16 protein-coding genes are annotated in these 17,060 nt (G+C 66.3%); 12 read left to right on the top strand and 4 right to left on the bottom strand.

Features of this window, described 5'->3' with window-relative positions:
- Positions 1 to 54: 54 nt before the first annotated feature.
- From A6E15_RS09785 to A6E15_RS09775, 3 genes are all read right to left on the bottom strand, one after another.
- Positions 55 to 420 carry a PqqD family protein gene (locus A6E15_RS09785; protein WP_076145867.1) on the bottom strand — a complete coding sequence of 122 codons (366 nt, stop codon included), beginning with the start codon at positions 418 to 420 and terminating at the stop codon, positions 55 to 57.
- Between the two features lie 34 nt (positions 421 to 454).
- A complete protein-coding gene (locus A6E15_RS09780; protein WP_076145865.1) occupies positions 455 to 2,437 on the bottom strand; it encodes an OPT family oligopeptide transporter in 1,983 nt (660 codons plus the stop codon).
- A 346-nt stretch (positions 2,438 to 2,783) separates the two neighbouring features.
- Positions 2,784 to 3,494, bottom strand: coding sequence for a DUF7117 family protein (locus A6E15_RS09775; protein ID WP_076145863.1), 711 nt, complete (start codon positions 3,492 to 3,494; stop codon positions 2,784 to 2,786).
- A 251-nt stretch (positions 3,495 to 3,745) separates the two neighbouring features.
- Between A6E15_RS09775 and A6E15_RS09770 the strand changes: the two genes are divergently transcribed.
- From A6E15_RS09770 to A6E15_RS09750, 6 genes are all read left to right on the top strand, one after another.
- On the top strand, positions 3,746 to 4,399 hold the full coding sequence (locus A6E15_RS09770; RefSeq protein WP_076145862.1) for a hypothetical protein: 654 nt from the start codon (positions 3,746 to 3,748) through the stop codon (positions 4,397 to 4,399).
- Between the two features lie 192 nt (positions 4,400 to 4,591).
- Positions 4,592 to 4,738, top strand: coding sequence for a hypothetical protein (locus A6E15_RS20915; protein ID WP_007142875.1), 147 nt, complete (start codon positions 4,592 to 4,594; stop codon positions 4,736 to 4,738).
- A gap of 485 nt (positions 4,739 to 5,223) precedes the next feature.
- Entirely contained in the window at positions 5,224 to 5,499 is a 276-nt protein-coding gene (locus A6E15_RS09765; protein WP_006181693.1) for a PadR family transcriptional regulator, read from the top strand.
- A 122-nt stretch (positions 5,500 to 5,621) separates the two neighbouring features.
- Entirely contained in the window at positions 5,622 to 6,920 is a 1,299-nt protein-coding gene (locus tag A6E15_RS09760) for an MgtC/SapB family protein (RefSeq protein ID WP_076145860.1), read from the top strand.
- Positions 6,921 to 6,968: 48 nt separating this feature from the next.
- Positions 6,969 to 8,315, top strand: a complete 1,347-nt coding sequence (locus tag A6E15_RS09755; RefSeq protein WP_076145858.1) for an aminotransferase class III-fold pyridoxal phosphate-dependent enzyme — start codon at positions 6,969 to 6,971, stop codon at positions 8,313 to 8,315.
- Between the two features lie 97 nt (positions 8,316 to 8,412).
- Entirely contained in the window at positions 8,413 to 8,673 is a 261-nt protein-coding gene (locus A6E15_RS09750) for an AbrB/MazE/SpoVT family DNA-binding domain-containing protein (RefSeq protein ID WP_076145857.1), read from the top strand.
- Positions 8,674 to 8,774: 101 nt separating this feature from the next.
- Here A6E15_RS09750 and purD read toward each other — a convergent pair whose 3' ends face one another.
- Positions 8,775 to 10,124, bottom strand: coding sequence for a phosphoribosylamine--glycine ligase (gene purD / locus A6E15_RS09745; protein WP_076145855.1), 1,350 nt, complete (start codon positions 10,122 to 10,124; stop codon positions 8,775 to 8,777).
- A 182-nt stretch (positions 10,125 to 10,306) separates the two neighbouring features.
- On the opposite strand from purD, the gene A6E15_RS09740 reads away from it, so the two are divergent.
- From A6E15_RS09740 to acnA, 6 genes are all read left to right on the top strand, one after another.
- Positions 10,307 to 10,552: an antitoxin VapB family protein gene (locus tag A6E15_RS09740; RefSeq protein ID WP_076145854.1), complete on the top strand. Its 246-nt coding sequence runs from the start codon at positions 10,307 to 10,309 to the stop codon at positions 10,550 to 10,552.
- Positions 10,549 to 10,941: a PIN domain-containing protein gene (locus A6E15_RS09735; protein ID WP_076145852.1), complete on the top strand. Its 393-nt coding sequence runs from the start codon at positions 10,549 to 10,551 to the stop codon at positions 10,939 to 10,941. Before A6E15_RS09740 ends, A6E15_RS09735 begins: the two co-directional genes overlap by 4 nt.
- Before the next feature lie 58 nt (positions 10,942 to 10,999).
- Positions 11,000 to 12,016, top strand: a complete 1,017-nt coding sequence (gene thyA / locus A6E15_RS09730) for a thymidylate synthase (protein ID WP_076145850.1) — start codon at positions 11,000 to 11,002, stop codon at positions 12,014 to 12,016.
- On the top strand, positions 12,013 to 12,570 hold the full coding sequence (locus A6E15_RS09725; RefSeq protein WP_076145849.1) for a dihydrofolate reductase: 558 nt from the start codon (positions 12,013 to 12,015) through the stop codon (positions 12,568 to 12,570). Before thyA ends, A6E15_RS09725 begins: the two co-directional genes overlap by 4 nt.
- Before the next feature lie 622 nt (positions 12,571 to 13,192).
- Positions 13,193 to 13,753: a calcium-binding protein gene (locus A6E15_RS09720; protein WP_338141480.1), complete on the top strand. Its 561-nt coding sequence runs from the start codon at positions 13,193 to 13,195 to the stop codon at positions 13,751 to 13,753.
- 505 nt (positions 13,754 to 14,258) lie between these two features.
- Positions 14,259 to 16,991: an aconitate hydratase AcnA gene (acnA, locus tag A6E15_RS09715; protein WP_076145845.1), complete on the top strand. Its 2,733-nt coding sequence runs from the start codon at positions 14,259 to 14,261 to the stop codon at positions 16,989 to 16,991.
- Positions 16,992 to 17,060: the final 69 nt, after the last annotated feature.

Raw genomic sequence — 17,060 nt, 5'->3', positions numbered from 1 at the left:
ACTCGCCGACAGTTTTTCGCTCCCGGTCGACGACCCCGTCGAGTCAGGCGTGACTCACTCCCCGGACGTTTCGCTCGCTTCGAACCGGACGAGGTCCCGCTCCTCGAGTTGCATGAGGAAGTGCGCGAGCGTCTCGTCGACGGGATCGACCCGGGCGGCGTCGTGGGACGCCGCGACGCGTTCGGCGATCTCCGCGACGGTGTGATCGCCGTCGCAGTGTCGCCACACGGTCGTCCCGACGTGATCGAGCTCGAGTTCCCGCTCCCGATCGGTCCCGAAGAGGTCGAAGAGGAACCGATCGAGCCGGTTGCGCGGCCGCTTCGTCCAGCGGATCGTGACCCGCGGCTCGCCGTCGACGGTCGCTACCTCCCAGTCCTCGGCGTCGCGTCTCGGAACCGCGGTCGGGCCGTGTTCGGTCATGCGATGGCGTTCCCGGGCACCGTTTTCGACTCGATCACTGGTCGGTCGCCTCGGTGTCGGGCGCGTTCCAGAGGACGCTCGCGGTGAAGAGTCCGACGAGCGCGACGAGCGCGACGACGCCGAGGATCGACTGCGTCTCGCCGCCGAGGCCGAGCGGGAACGGCGCGCCGTCGGCGTTTCCGGTACCGGTGATGTAGAGCGCGCCGATGACGATCCCCATGATCGCCTCGCCGGTGATCAGCCCGGCCGCGACGATCCGGCCCCTCGAGGTCGCGTGCTCGGCGAGCGTGCCGTCCTCGTCGTCGCGTCGCGCGACGTAGCGGTCGATCCCGGCCCGGAGCAGGCCGCCGAGGAAGATCGGCGTCGCGAGCGTGATCGGGAGGTAGATCCCGACCGCGAACGGCAGGACGGGGACGTTCATCAGGATCAGGACGATCGCGAAGACGGCGCCGATGAGGATCATTCCCCACTGGGCGGTGCCCGTGAGGACGCCCTCGGAGATCAGCGCCATCATCCCGGCCTGCGGCGCGGGAATGGTCTCGCTCCCGATCCCGTAGGCCTGATCGAAGAAGGACAGGACCCACCCGGCGAACAGCGCCGAGACGGCGATGCCGATCACCTGTGCGAGCTGTTGGTTCCGGGGCGTCGCACCGAGGAGGTAGCCCGTCTTGAGGTCCTGTGAGGTGTCGCCCGCGACCGCCGCGGCGATGGCCACGACCGACGCGGTCACCAGCACGACGACGGGGTCGGTGACACCGGTCGAGCGCAGTGCCAGCGCGGCGATCAGGATCGTCGCGACGGCCATCCCCGAGACGGGGTTCGAGGAACTCCCGACGACCCCGACGAGATAGGCCGAGACGGCGACGAAGAGGAACGCGGCGATCACCGCGATGAACCCGCCGAGCAGGCCGACCTGGACCTGCGGGACCGCGACCAACGCGAGCGCGATCAGGATCGCGCCGACCACGACGACCTTCATCGGCAGGTCCCGCTGGGTCCGTTTGCGGTCCGCGGTCGCGCCCGATCCCGAGTCGCGGATCTCCGCCGCGGCGGTGCCGAGCGCGTCGGCGATCGTCCCCCGCATCGAGACGACCGCGTAGAACCCGCCGACGATCATCGCCCCCGCGCCGACGTAGCGGATGTACTCGTCCCAGACCGCGTTCGCCTGCGCCATCAGTGCCGCGTCGGCGGCCGACTCCGGGACGAACCCGCCCGTGATCAAGAGCGGAATCAGCATCATCCAGGCGATCAGTCCGCCGCCGAAGACGTAGCCGGCGATCCGGGGGCCGATGATGTAGCCGACGCCGATCAGCGCCGGCGTGAAGTCGCCGCCGATCGCGAACCCGTCGGTCTCGCCCGCGGAGAACGCCGTCTGGATCGTCGTCCGGAACGCGGCCATCCCGTTGGCCAGCCACATGTAGACGAAACTCGCGAGGAACCCGACGGAGATGAGCTTCACGCCCTCGTCGCCGCGCGAGCCGGCTTCGAGGACGTCGGCGCACGCGGTCCCCTCCGGATAGGGGAGTTCCTCGTGTTTGTCGACGATGAGATACCGACGCATCGGGATCATAAAGAGGACCCCGAGCAGACCGCCGAGTATCGCCACGACCGCGGTGTTGACGATATTGATCGGCTGATCGAGGAACGTGACGCCGGCGATCGTGAAGATGATGCCGGCCGCCAAGGCTTCGCCGGCGGAGGTCATCGTCTGGACGATGTTGTTCTCGAGAATCGTCCCGCCGACGCCGATCCGGCGAATCCCGTAGAACACGCCCATACTGATGACCGCCGCCGGGATGGAGGCGCTGATCGTCATCCCCGAGCGCATCCCGAGGTACATGTTCGCGGTCAGCATCACCACGTTGAGCGCGAGCCCGATCAGGACCGCCTTGACCGTGAGTTCAGCGACGCTCCGTCCGGCGGGGACGTACGGTGACGGTCCGTCGCCCGTCGCCTGCTCACTGTCGATACGACTGCCGTTCGAATCCGTCTGCTCCTCTGGTGATCCGTGTGACATAGTCGATTGCAGCGAACGGCCACGACCGTTCGCTCCGGCCGCTCGAGCGCCGCAGCAGGTGACGGGGTCCGGTAGCCAACGCGGAGGGGGCGGCTCGAGCGCGTTCCAAGCCTGTCTCGGTGGGTCGGCTCCGGCCCGTCCGCCGGTTCGAATCGGCGGCCGACACCGGGAGAGCGAGTTCGGGCGAGGGCGTTCGCTGCGTTCGCCTGGCAATAATTGATGGATCCTATAAGAATGAAAAGATTCGGACCGGCGGTTGTTGCCGGCCGCCATTCGTTCCGGCCCCCAACGCGCCCGTCGACGGTACCCGAATGGGTCCGGCGACCCGCTCTGAGTTCGACCCGCGTCACTCGAGGGCGTCCAGTCGCTCCTGGGCCTGCGCGAAGGCGAACTCGTCGCCGCGGAGCCCGTTTGCAAGGTCGCGCGTCGCCTCGACGAGTCGTTCGGCGGTTCGGGGTTCGACGTCGCCGTCGAGCATCCGGATCCGCTTGACGTGTTCGCCCAGCGTCTCGAGGGCCCGCCGTTCGCCGGCGGTCAGGTCGCGGTCCTCGGCCCAGGTGCGGACATCGCGCCGGTACTCCCGGACGGCGTTGGCGTAGGCGAGCCCGCGGGCCGCCCGCAGCGTCGGCGGGACGTCCGCGACGGGCGGCCGCTCGCCCTGATCGGCATCGCGCAGCAGAGCGAGGAAGTACAGTTCCTCGCGGTCCTCGAGGCGGGTCGTCCGGCCGACGATGTCGGCGACGTGGAGCAACTCGCTGGCCCCGAGGTAGGTGTCGTCGAGGTTCCGGAGGGTGCCGGCGTTGACGAACCCGCGGCGGCGGACGTACTCCCGACAGCGATCGCCGGCCCGCTCCGCGAGGTCGTCGGCGTCGGCCTCGTCGATGGCGTTTCGAACCGGCGTCAGATCGAACTCGACGCGCAGGTCCGTGTGTTCGGTCCGCTCGTCGACGCCGACGCTCCGGAGGCTCCCGCAGGCCGGACAGCCGACGCTGCCCGTCTCGTAGTACGACCAGCGGGTCCCACACTCCTTGCACTCGCGCTCGCCCCGGATCTTCATACGTCGTCGTAGGGTCGGGACCGCAAAAGGCCCACCGGACCCGATTCGCGCGTGCAGCGCGCTCGAGCCACCGCTGTCGGTCCGGTGCCGTCGGGCAGGCGGTAGGCCGCCCCGCGTTCGTTTCGTCCCAAGGGAATGTTGCGTTCCGAAAGCGATGACAGTCATCGGTCCTCGGGTGTCGTTCAATAGGTTATTAACGGATAGCAGGTGCAGGCCATACCCAGACCAACGGGACCGTCCAACGAACGGATATGTCCCATCGACGACTGACCCGACGGACGTTCGTGACCGCAAGCGGAACCGCAGGCGTTGTCGCGCTGGCCGGCTGTGCAAACAGCGGCCCCGGCGACGACAACGAGTCCGACGACGAGACGAACGACACCGACGACGAGACGGGCGCCGACGAGGACGGAACGTATACCCTGACGGTCACGGTCGAGGACGACGACGGCCCGGTCGAGGGCGCGACCGTCACCCTCGAGCAGGCCGGTACGGGCGAGATGGACGGCGAAGACGGAGGAACCGGCAACGAGTCGGACAACGAGACGGACGATACGATCGGTAACGAGTCGGATAACGAAACCGAAGACGGCGGACTGGAAAACGAGTCGGACAACGAAACCGAGGACGACGGGACGGACAACGAGACGACCACCGGCGGGGCGGGCGAGGAGTTCCCGATGGAGGACGAGACCGACGGTGACGGCGAGGTCGAGTTCGAGGACCTCGAGGACGGCGAGTACACCGTCACCGCCGAGAACGAGGGCGAGGAGACGGAGGACGACGTCGAGATCGACGGCGACGACGAGGAAGTCACCCTCGCGTTCGGCGACGCCGAGGCTGGCGACGGCGGCACGGACAACGAGAGCGAGAACGCGACCGAAAACGAGAGCGACGACACGTAGCCGCGTCGTCCGTCCCGTCTCCGATCCCCGCGGGGGACCGGCCCCGTTTCCCACCGATCCGCGATCGTTTCACGGGAAAGCGGCCGTTCCGTCCCGAAACGGCTCGCGCTGCATCGAACTCGACACCATCGCTCGAGCGACCGAACCGATCACGTACCGACCTTTTTGGCCTCTCGGTCGGTAGTGACTGGTATGCGCGACGAAGAAGAAATCCGCGAGCAGTACGAGTTCCTCAAGGAACACCTCGAGAGCGACGAGATGCGCCACGACGGCGTCGAGGAGATGTTTACCTACTACAAGCGCGCGATCGGCTGGGTCCTCGAGGAGGAACACATCTGATCGCGGCCGGGCCAGCCTCTCGATCGATCCGGTCGCGCCGCGGCCGAGCCATGTCGTTACATTTAAGTAGGCGCAACTGAATCTTCCACGTGACGCTTCGCTTGGAGGGCCGAAGCGTCAGCGGGGACCAATTCAGGGCGGCAAGCGATCGCGTGACACTTTTCCCGTCACGCGATCTGCTTTCCTGTTTCGATACGAATGTTCTAGTCCTGACTCTTCGATTCGGCTACGACTGGTCAGTCGCTCGTTTGCCGAAAAACGACTGCTCGGGCACCGTTCTCGGCAGTATAATTGTACGGAAATATAATAGCTGTACTGTAAACATGAACCACTCGTTATGTGTGGTCTGTCGGACGATGCGTCACCGGCATTATGGATCCCGATCGTTCGAAACGACACTGCTCACTGGTAATACGACTCTTTCGATCGAAACAACCCGATAGCCTTATTAAAATTCGACAGTAAATGCGATTGGTACTTCCCCAATGTACGACCTGACAGGATTTCAGCGTGACCTGCTCTACGTCATCGCTGGCGAGGAGGAGCCACACGGACTGGCGATCAAAGAGGAACTCGAGCAGTACTACGAAAAGGAAATCCACCACGGCCGCCTCTACCCGAACCTCGATACCCTCGTCGACAAGGGACTCGTCGAGAAGGGCCGGCGCGACCGCCGAACGAACTTCTATACGCTCACACGGCGCGGCCGCCGCGAACTCGAGGCGCGTCGTGACTGGGAGTCCCAGTACGTCGACCTGTAGCGCGCTCACCGAACCGGGTCGGCGTCGCACTGTCCGTTCCGGACGGCCGCGCATCGAACCGCCACCGAGCCGTCGTCGAGGTCGGCGGGCCCCTTATATGCCACCACGGTGAACGGTCGGGAGTGAACACGGTCCCGTTACAACTCGCCGACGCGCCGCTCGAGGAGACGGTCGTCCGCCTCGCGCTGGCCGGCGCGCTGGGGATGTTCCTCGGCCTCGAGCGGGAGTGGTCACAGAAGGCCGCCGGCATCCGGACGTTCTCCCTGATCAGTCTGCTCGGGGCGGTCTTTACCGTGCTGGTCCGCGAGGCCGGCTTCGGCGAGAGCCTGCTCCTGCTGGGCGGATTGCTGGTGATCGTCCAGGGGGTCTTGCTGGCCGTGCAGGGGCTCATGGAAGGCGAGGAAGCGGAAACCGGCCTCTCGCTGACGACCTCGGTGTCGATGCTCGTCGCCTACGGCGTCGGCGTGTTAGTCTCGGCCGGGTTCATCCTCGAGGGAGTCACCGTCGCGGTCCTCTCGTCGCTGTTGCTGGTGTTGAAGCGGGAACTCCACGAGTTCGCGTGGGGGCTCTCCCGCGAGGAGATGCGCTCGACGACCGAATTTGCCATCCTCGCGTTCGTCATCTATCCGCTTCTCCCGGCGACCTACGAGCCCGAGATCGCCGGTATCACCATCCCGCTCGAGCCCCAGGTCATCTGGCTGATGGTCGTCGCCGTCGCGGGGATCGGCATCGCCAACTACGCGATCGTCTCGACCTACGGCGGCCGCGGCATCGCGATCACCGGCTTCTTCGGCGGGCTGGCCTCCTCGACGGCCGTCGTCGGGACGATGCTCGATCACGTCGACCAGCGCCCCGAGGCGGCCTCCTACGCCGTCGCCGCGATCCTGCTGGCCAACGCCGCGATGGCTGCCCGCAACCTCGCGATCGCGGTCGGCTTTACCGCCGGCGGCGAGGCCGGTATCCTCCTCGAGGCGATCGTCCCGCTGGGGACCGTCATCCTCCTCGCGTTCGCCGTCGCGGCCGCGACCGCCGACTGGAGCGAGTCCGGACCGATGGAACTCGAGAGCCCCTTCTCGCTGAAAAACGCTCTCGGGTTCGGCGCGGTCTTTCTCGTCGTCCTCGTCTTCGGGTCGCTGGCCGAGACCTGGTTCGGGACGCTCGGCTTCTACGCGACGGCCGTCGCCAGCGGCTTCGTCTCGAGCGCCGGCGCGACCACCTCGGCGGTCGTCCTCTACCGCGGCGGCCAGCTCGGACCCGCGGAGGCGACGATCGCCGTCCTGCTCGCGACCGTCTCGAGCATCGTCGTCAAGGCGCTGCTGGCGGCCGCGTCGACGAACGACGGGTTCCGAAACCGGGTCGCGGCCTACAGCACCGTGCTGCTCGTCGGTGGGGCGCTCGCGTCCGTCCTGCTCGTCGTCTGAACTGAGACCGAGCGGCGGCTATTTGGATCGGGCGTGCTAACACATCGTATGGACCGCGATACGGTCGAGCCCACGGTCGATGACCTCCCCGGCCAGCGGGCCCGCGAGTGGGTCGACTACCACCACCGGTTCGCCGCCCCGAGTACGTACGTCTACGAGTTCGTCTGGGACGCCAGCGGCGAGGCGATCGGCCCCTTCTGTACCGACGTCGACGGCAACGTCTTGCTCGATTTCACGAGCCACGTCGCCGCCGCGCCGCTCGGCTACAACAATCCGACGATCCGGGAGCGGCTCCGCGATTTCGGCCCCGTCGATCCGGGCAAGATCGCGGGACAGGACTTCTACGTCAGTGGCGGCGGGCCGCCAGATGACCCCGACTTCCCCGGCCCGACCCAGCTGATGGACCGGTTGGTCGCGATGACGGATCACTACGACATGGACCGGGTCTTCCTCTCTAACTCCGGCGCGGAGGCCGTCGAGAACGCCGTCAAGAGCTGCTACGCCGCGGGCGGGCACCGCGCGTTCACATTCGAGGGGGCCTTCCACGGCCGCACGCTCGGCGCGCTCTCGCTCAACCGCTCGAAGGCCGTCCACCGACGCGGCTTCCCCGAGGTTCCGGGCGTCGTCAGCGTCCCCTACCCCGCGACCGACGAGGCCTACCAGCGCCGCTGGCTGACCGACGGCCCCGGCGGCAACGTCGTCGCCGACGCCCTCCACCCCGAACGCGGCGTCGTCGACCCCGACGAGGTCGCCTTCCTCATCCTCGAGCCGATTCAGGGCGAGGGCGGCTACCGGGTCGCCCACCCCGAGTTCGCCCGCGACCTCGAGGCGCTGCGCGAGCGGTACGACCTCCGGGTCGTCGCCGACGAGATCCAGTCCGGCGTGGGCCGCACGGGGGAATCGTGGGCCGTCGACCACCTCGATCTCACGCCCGACGTCATCACGAGCGGGAAGGGTCTGCGCGTCGGCGCGACGGTGTCGCGCTCGGACGTCTTCCCCGCCGAACGGGGGCGACTCTCCTCGACGTGGGGCGCGGGCGATCTCCTCGCCGCGATGCGGGGTGTCCTGACGATCGACGCGATTCACGCGAACGACCTGCTCGCGAACGCCCGCGAGCGCGGCGCGCAGTTGCGACGGCGACTCGAGGACGCCATCGAGGACGGCGACGCACCCGGCGCGGTCGAGGTTCGAGGCCGCGGACTGATGCTCGGCGTCGAGTTCGAGACGCAGGATCGGCGGGACGCGGTCCTCGAGGCGGCGTTCCGGCGGGGACTGCTGACGCTGGGCTGTGGCTACAAGACGCTGCGATTGCTGCCCCCGCTCGACGTGACCGAACGCGAGATCGAGCTAGGGGTAGGGCTGTTGCTCGAGGCGATCGACGAGGCCGCGTCCTGAGATCCGGCAGGTAGTCGGTTCGGTTTTCGGAAGCCGCGTTGCACCACCGAGAAATCAGGAGGCAAGTCATTTCCAAACGAATCACGTAGGGTCGAGTATGCCGCATCGGCTCGAGGAGGAACCGCCGATAAACGACAGCTATTCCGTCACGGTTCCGGCAGCGGTCCGACGCGAACTCGATATCGAACCCGGGGACAAAATCCGCTGGCGCGTCACCGAAGACGGGACGCTCGCCGTCGAAGTCGTGACGCAACGGGACGGTACGTTTTCCGAACTCGATCCCGTCGATATCGGTGACGAAACTGACGCGGCCGACGATCACGACTTCATCGCCGGTGAGACGAATCGATCGCCCTGACCGATACGGTCATCGCGGCTCCAACGGGCCGGCGGAATCACTCGGTTACGATGGCAGCGGATCCGTTCGAGTAGTCTATTTCCGTCCAGACGGGCCAATCGCTACTCGCCGCGGAGTTCGTTCATGTGGTCGATCCGCTGCTGGACGAGGTCGGCTTTCCCGATGTCGTGACGGATCCGGAGTCCGTCCTCGCCGGCGACTGCGAGCGCGTCCTCGGCGATCTCCTCGGCTTCGGCGATCGAGTCGGCGACGCCGACGACGGCGAACGACCGCGAGGTGGTGGTGTAGATCCCGTCGTCGCGCTCGTCCACGCTGGCGTAATACAGCAGCGCGTCCCCGGCGCTCTCTCGCGGCTCATCGCCGCTCGAGCTTTCCGTGGCGCGGACCGACCGCGCCACGCTCTCCTCGTCGACCTGCACTTTCGTACCCGCTTCGGGAGCGGTCGGGTAGCCGTCGGGGACGGCGTACTTACAGACCGTCGCCTGCGGGGCGAACTCGAGTTCCGGCGGTGCCTCGCCGTTCCGTGCCGCGGTGAGCACGTCGAGGAAGTCCGTCTCGAGCACCGGGAGCGTGTTCATCGCCTCGGGGTCGCCGAAGCGGGCGTTGAACTCGACGACGCGGGGGCCGGTCTCGGTCAGCATGAACTGGCCGTAGAGGATTCCGCGGTAGTCCTCGAGGGCGTCGACGGTGGCCGCGATGATCTCGACGGCCTCGTCGTACTCCTCGGCGGTCATGAAGGGGAGCTCCGGCGTCGCGTCGGAGTAGCTGCCCATGCCGCCGGTGTTGGGCCCCTCGTCGCCCTCGTAGGCGCGTTTGTGGTCCTGCACCGCGGGCGCGGTCCGGAACTCGCCGTTGGCGACGAACGCCTGGATCGTGAATTCCTCGCCGATCAGCCGCTCCTCTAAGACGATCCGGTCGTAGTCCGACTCGCGGACGTACTCCTTGCCCTCCTCGGCGGTGACCTGATCGCCGATGACCTTGACGCCCTTTCCCCCGGTCAGTCCGGCGGGCTTGATCGCCAGGTCGCCGTCGTACTCGTCGATGTAGTCACACGCCGCGTCCATGTCGTCGAACGTCTCGAAATCGGGACAGCCGGGGATGTCGTTCTCCGCCATGAACCGCCGCTGGAAGGCCTTGTCCGTCTCGATCCGGGCGTCGGCCTCCTTCGGCCCGAACGGGTAGACGCCCGCGGCCTCGAGCGCGTCCGCGACGCCGGCCTCGAGGGGCGCTTCCGGGCCGATAACGGCGATGGTCGCGTCGATCTCCTCGGCGTACTCGACGACGGCATCGGGATCGGTCGTCTCGAGCGTTTCGAACCCGACGGCGATCCGGGCGATGCCGGGGTTCTTGTTGCCGGCACAGGCGTAGAGGTCGGCCTCGCTGTCCTCGAGCGCGCGGGCGATGGCGTGTTCGCGGCCGCCGCCCCCGATCAGCAGCACGTTCTCTCGCATGGTCGATAGCGGAACGCACGAACCTGTAAGCGTTGCTCTTTCCTCGAGCGGAAATATGCACGGTTGTGGCCACCTTCGCGACTGAAACGCATCGAGATTCGGGGCAACCGGTCGGGATCATGGGGGCTGGTATTACATCGAGCGGGGCAAGGATTAAGCGCGTTCTGCACACACCAGTATACATGGGCGAAACCGAGTACCGAAACGTTCGACTTACCGAGGAGGCATATCAACGGCTCAAACGCCGAAAAAAGGCCGGAGAGTCGTTCTCCGATACCGTCGAGCGAATCGCCGGCGAGCGGTCGCTCCTCGACCTCGCCGGAATCCTTTCCGACGAGGAAGCCCGGGAGATGCGCGACGCGATTCGCGATCGGGACGAGCGATCGCGAGACGAACTCGACCGACTCGCCGATCGACTGGACTCGTGATCGTCGACACCGACGTTCTGATCGATCTGATGCGGGACGCCGACCGGGCGAAACGAACGGTCGCCGACCTCGAAGACCAGCGCGTTCCGCTTCGTCTTTCGGCGGTCTCCGAGTTCGAACTCTTTCACAGTCTCGAGCGAGTGGTCGATCCCGGTGAGCGGCGGCGACGCATCGAATCCGTCCTCGAGACGAAGCAGACGTATCCGGCCGACAGCGCGGTGATGAAGAAAGCCGGCCGAATCGACGGCCGGCTCGCTGCGGACGGGCGGGCGATCGGGCTCGGAGACACGATCATCGGTGCAACGGCGCTCGTCAACGAGGAACCAGTGCTGACGAGAAACGTCGATCACTTCGAACGGATCGATGATCTCGACGTCGAGTCGTATTGAGACGGCGGCGGGTCCCAGAAGTCAACGCTAAAGAACCAGCGGACGAAACGAGGTGCTAATGCGACAGTACCTCGATCTCGTCGAGACGGTCCTCTCGGAGGGCGCCCACAAGCCCAACCGGACCGGCGTCGACACGATTTCGTCGTTCAGCGAACACTACGAGGTCGACCTGCAGGAGGGGTATCCCCTGCTCACGACCAAGGAGATGGACGGCTACCGCTGGAACTCGATGCTCCACGAGGTCTGCTGGTATCTCTCCGGCGAGGAGCACATCCGCGACCTCCGCGAGGAGACCAAGATCTGGGACGCCTGGGCCGACGAGGAGGGGCGGCTGGACACGGCCTACGGTCGCTTCTGGCGGCGGTTCCCGGTCCCGGACGAGGACGCCCGCCTCGAGGGCGAGTCCTGGCCCGACGCGGCCCACCGGTGGGTCACCGAGGAAGCCGACGGCCGGCAGACCTTCGACCAGCTACAGTACGTGATCGACACGCTCTCTGACTCGCCGAACTCCCGGCGACTGGTGGTCAACGCCTGGCACCCCGCCAACGCGGCCGTCTCGACGCTGCCGCCCTGTCACTACTCGTTCGTCTTCAACGTGCAGGGCGACCGGCTGAACTGCCATCTCACCCAGCGCTCTGGCGACACCGCGCTCGGGATCCCCTTCAACATCGCGGCCTACGCGCTCCTGACGAAAGTGATCGCCCAGCAGACCGGCTTCGAACCGGGCACCTTCGCGCACACCGTCGTCGACACCCACGTCTACTGCGGCCGCGGCGACCGGGGCGACTGGTACGCCGACAACCTCGAGGCGCTCCAGTCGCGGCTGGCCGACGCCGACGAGCGCGAGGACTACCGCGAGATCAAAGACTGGCTCGAGACCGAGGCCCCGTCCGAGGCCGACGGTGACGAACGCCTCGATCACGTCCCCGGCCTGCTCGAGCAGCTCTCGCGGGAGCCGCTCGAGCGCCCGACGCTCGCGGTCGCGGACGTCTCGATCGACGAACTGAGCTACGACGACGTCGAGCTTCGGGACTACGACTCCCACGACGGCATCGAGTTCTCGGTGGCCGAATGAGCGGGGACCGGGACGAGGCGGCCGACGCGACGCAGCCCCTCGAGTCCGACCGCGAACTCGTCGGCATCGTCGCCGTCGCCGACAACGGGGTCATCGGAAAAGACGGCGACATGCCCTGGCACATCCCTGCCGACCTGCAGCATTTCAAGGAGGCGACGATGGATCACCCCGTCATCATGGGCCGAGTGACCTACGAGGGGATTCTCGAGACCCTCGGCGAACCGCTTCCCGGCCGAACGACGGTCGTGCTGACGAGCCGGGACCTCGAGACGCCCGAGGGAGCCGTGGCCGCGAACGGACTCGAAGCGGCCCTCGAGCGGGGCGAACGGGCCGCACGCGAGCGCCACGACGGCGCCGACCGGATCTTCGTCGCCGGCGGGGCGACCGTCTACGAGGAGTTTCTGCCCGCACTCGACCGACTGATCGTGACCGAGGTCCACGACGATCCCGAGGGCGACACCTCCTTTCCAGAGTGGGACCGAACCGAGTGGGACGTCGTCTCCCGCGACGATCGGGACGGGTTCGCCTTCCTCGAGTACGTCCGTCAGGACTGAGACAGTCGAAAGCGGGTCCGAAGCGTCGTTTTTCCCCCGCCTCGTCCGTCGTAATACGTCGTTTGATCCGGTGATCGGGTAACACCGACTGCCGGCGAGTCGGTCCATCTCCGCGACAGGTACGGTGTGTGATGGCTCTCGCGTACTGCCCTCTCGAGTGACCGTTCGGGAAAAGCATCTGTTTCCCGGACGACTCGTCCGTGTTGTCCCCGACGTCGGGATAGCACAGGTACGGCGCTTCGGCACTAAATCGTCGGCGGTCGCCCGAAGCGGGCCGCGTTCGATGCGACCGGTTTCGATGTGCGAGCCGTCGGTTTTAACGAGGGCGAACGGCGCTAGGGACACTCAGTTCCGCCCGAAAAACGATCATTGTTGATACGTCGTTCCGCGACGGCCGAGAGCGGCGATATCGCAGCTCATAACGGCTCTCGATGAGATTTACCCGTCGAAACCCGTCGTAGACGGTGAAACGATGGTCCCGACTTATGCGAAAAATCGGCCAAGGACTGTCTACCCCGAACAGGGGGAACTCAGAGTGAGAGACATGACAGAAGAAACTGACAGCGGATTATTCGACGACTCGCGGCGATCGTTTATGAAAAAGGGAGCGCTCGCCACCTCAATGGCGGCTCTCGGCGCGGGAGCGATGACGGGAACCGGGGCTGCTCAGGACGGTGGCGACGGCGAAGTGATCGTCCACGCGGACGACTACTTCCCCGATACGGATTTCACCGTCGCAGCGTCGCTGAACGACCAGACGAGAGACGACCTGCTCGAGGAGACCGGTGCGGCCGACGAGTTCGACACCCCCGACGACTGGGACGCGTACATCATCACCTACGACTTCGGTGGAACTGCCCCGTCGATGGGCATCCTGATGACGGAGGAAGCCGACCTCAGCCAGGGTGACAGCGAAACGATGGGAGCGGACGGAGAGTTCCGTAACCCCGAACTTGCAATGGTCGAAGCAACCCTCGGGGCCTCCGGTAACGGCGGCAACGGTGACGACATGGGCGACGACGGCGGCAACGGTGACGACATGGGCGACGACGGCGGTAACGGCGGCGATGCAGGCGACGACGGCGGTAACGGTGGCGGTGCAGGCGACGACGGCGGTAACGGTGGCGGTGCAGGCGGCGACGGCGGCGGTGCAGGCGATAACGAGACTGGCGGCGGCAACTAACCCAGTCGTTTCGCGTTCTTCTTTCGATTTATTCACATGTGGGTCAAAAAAGGGCTCGTTCGGCGAACGAGTTCGTCCCTGCGAAAGCGGAGCGAGTCAACCGAACGGTGGTTCATTTTGTGACGATTCCGTTTCACGACGGTCGTGGTCCATTCCGAACTCGACGGTTGTTCCACAGGCCTTCTTTCGTCCTCTCACGTCCGTATTCCTCGCAGACGACGCACCCACAACAGCAATTGATCGGAACAGAATGTGGCTCCTGAGAACGCAGCCAGCTTCGAACGGCCGACTCGGCGACCGAGCCGAGGGCCGAACGGCCCTGCAGCGCCCTCCGACTCCATCGAGGTCTGAACCCGCCTCGATAGATCGCTTCGACGGCCAGTGTCGGATTTCCACTACTTCGAAAGCGGCCCCCTGAATCCCGTAGCACCGACAAATAACGGGTGTATACAACGTTCCGTATCATTCTCGAGGGATTCAAATGCCCCCGCTTCCAAGCCGACGTATGGCAAGTGATACGTTCCCGGACGCGATCCGGGAGTTCGAACACGACGGCGAGACCTACAAGATGGCCGATCTCACGGTCCTCGAGGAGCAGGGGCTCTGTGACCTCGAGAAACTGCCGGTGAGCATCCGGATCTTGCTCGAGTCGGTGCTGCGCAACGCCGACGGGGAGACGATCGACGAAGACGCCGTCCGCGCGGCGGCCTCGTGGAAACCCGACGTGCCGGACGCCGAGGTGCCGTTTACCGTCTCGCGGGTCGTCCTGCAGGACCTGACCGGCGTCCCGGCGGTCGTCGACCTCGCGGCACTGCGCTCCGCGGCCGATCGCAAGGGCGTCGACCCGACGGTCGTCGAGCCCGAAGTCCCCTGTGACCTCGTGATCGACCACAGCGTGCAGGTCGACCACTTCGGAAGCGGGGACGCCTACGAGAAGAACGTCGAGATCGAGTACGAGCGCAACGAGGAGCGCTATCGCGCGATCAAGTGGGCCCAGGAGGCGTTCGACGAGTTCAACGTCGTCCCGCCGGGAACCGGGATCGTCCACCAGGTCAACCTGGAACACCTCGGCCGCGTCGTCCACGAGCGCGAAGTCGACGGTGAGCAGTGGCTCGTGCCCGACACGCTCGTCGGCACGGACAGCCACACCCCGATGATCGGCGGCATCGGATCCGTCGGCTGGGGTGTCGGCGGTATCGAGGCCGAGGCCGCGCTGCTCGGCCAGCCGATCAACATGAGCCTGCCGGAGGTCGTCGGCGTCCGTCTGTCGGGCGACCTCCCCGACGGCGCGACCGCGACCGACCTCGTGCTCCATATCACCGAGAAACTGCGCCAGGTCGGCGTCGTCGACAAGTTCGTCGAGTTCTTCGGTCCCGGCGTCGCCGAACTCTCGGTCGCCGACCGCGCGACCATCTCGAACATGGCCCCCGAACAGGGCTCGACCATCAGCATGTTCCCCGTCGACGAGAAGACCCTCGAGTACCTCGAGCTGACGGGTCGCGACCCCGACCACATCGACCTCGTCAGAGAGTACCTCGAGGCACAGGGCCTCTTCGGCGAGCAGGACCCCGAGTTCACCGAGGTCGTCGACTTCGACCTGGGCGAGGTCGAACCCAGCCTCGCGGGCCACAAAAAGCCTCACGCCCGCATCCCGATGGGCGATCTCGACGAGCACTTCCCGACGCTGCTCGAGGAGGAAGGCGTCCTCCCCTCGGGTGCCGCCGAGAGCGACGGCGGACTCGTCGCCGAGCAGACGCCCTCGCTCGAGGAAAAGGTCCCAGTCGAACTCGATGACGGCACCGAGGTCGAGATCGGCCACGGCGACATTCTCGTCAGCGCGATCACGTCCTGTACGAACACGTCGAACCCGTCCGTGATGGTCGGCGCTGGCTTGCTGGCCCGTAACGCGGCCGAACGGGGGCTCGAAGTACCCGACTACGTCAAGACCAGCCTCGCACCCGGCAGCCGCGTCGTCACGGAGTATCTAAAGCGGGCGGACCTGCTCGACGACCTCGAGGAACTGGGCTACCACGTCGTCGGCTACGGCTGTACGACCTGTATCGGCAACGCCGGCCCGCTGCCGGAGCCGGTCGAGGCGGCCATCGACGAACACGATCTCTGGACGACGAGCGTCCTCTCGGGCAACCGCAACTTCGAGGCCCGGATCCACCCGAAGATCAAGGCCAACTACCTCGCGTCCCCGCCGCTGGTCGTCGCCTACGGCCTCGCGGGACGGATGGACATCGACCTCGAGACCGAGCCGATCGGCACCGACGACGAGGGCGAACCGGTCTACCTCGAGGACATCTGGCCCGACACCGAGGAAATCCGCGAGACGATCCACGAGAGCGTCTCCCCCGAGATGTTCGAGGAGAAGTACGCGAGCATCTACGAGGGCGACGAACGCTGGGAGGCACTCGACGCCCCGACCGGCGAGGTCTACGACTGGGATCCCGAATCGACCTACATCCGCGAGCCGCCGTTCTTCAAGGACTTCCCGCTCGAGGAGCCCGGCGTCGACAACGTCGAGGACGCGCGCGCACTGCTGACACTTGGTGACACCGTCACGACCGACCACATCAGCCCCGCCGGGCCCTTCGGCGAGGACCTGCCGGCCGGCCAGTGGCTCACAGAGCGCGGCGTCGAACCCTACGAGTTCAACACCTACGGCTCGCGCCGCGGCAACCACGAGGTCATGATGCGCGGCACCTTCGCGAACGTCCGCATCGAAAACGAACTGCTGGACGGCAAGGAAGGTGGCTACACGATCCACCACCCGACCGGCGAGGAGACCACCGTCTTCGAAGCCTCCGAGCGCTACCGCGAGGAAGACACGCCGCTGATCGTCATGGCCGGCGAGGAACTCGGGACCGGCTCGAGCCGTGACTGGGCCGCGAAAGGGACCGACCTGCTCGGTATCCGCGCGACCATCGGCAAGAGCTACGAGCGGATCTACCGTGACAACCTCATCGGCATGGGCGTCTTGCCCCTGCAGTTCCGGGACGGCGAGGGCTGGGAGGAACTCGGCCTCGAGGGCGACGAATACTTCGAAATCGAGGGTTTAGAGGACGGCCTCGAGCCCAACGCCGAACTGACGGTCACCGCCGAGGACGACGACGAGACCACCGAGTTCGAGGTCACCGCACAGGTCGACACGCCGATGGCGGTCGAGTACGTCGAAAACGGCGGCGTTCTCCACCTCGTACTCCGTCGCCTGCTTAACGAAGAACTGCAGTAACGGACGCGAATCGACGTCCCATAGCAGTCGATTTTTGCCGCCGTCGCCGCCTCGAGAGTGGGTCGTACG

This window comes from Natrinema saccharevitans (assembly GCF_001953745.1).
Taxonomy (GTDB): domain Archaea; phylum Halobacteriota; class Halobacteria; order Halobacteriales; family Natrialbaceae; genus Natrinema; species Natrinema saccharevitans.
The sequence above is the reverse complement of the archived record's forward strand: the minus strand, read 5'-3'. Positions and strand labels throughout refer to the sequence as shown.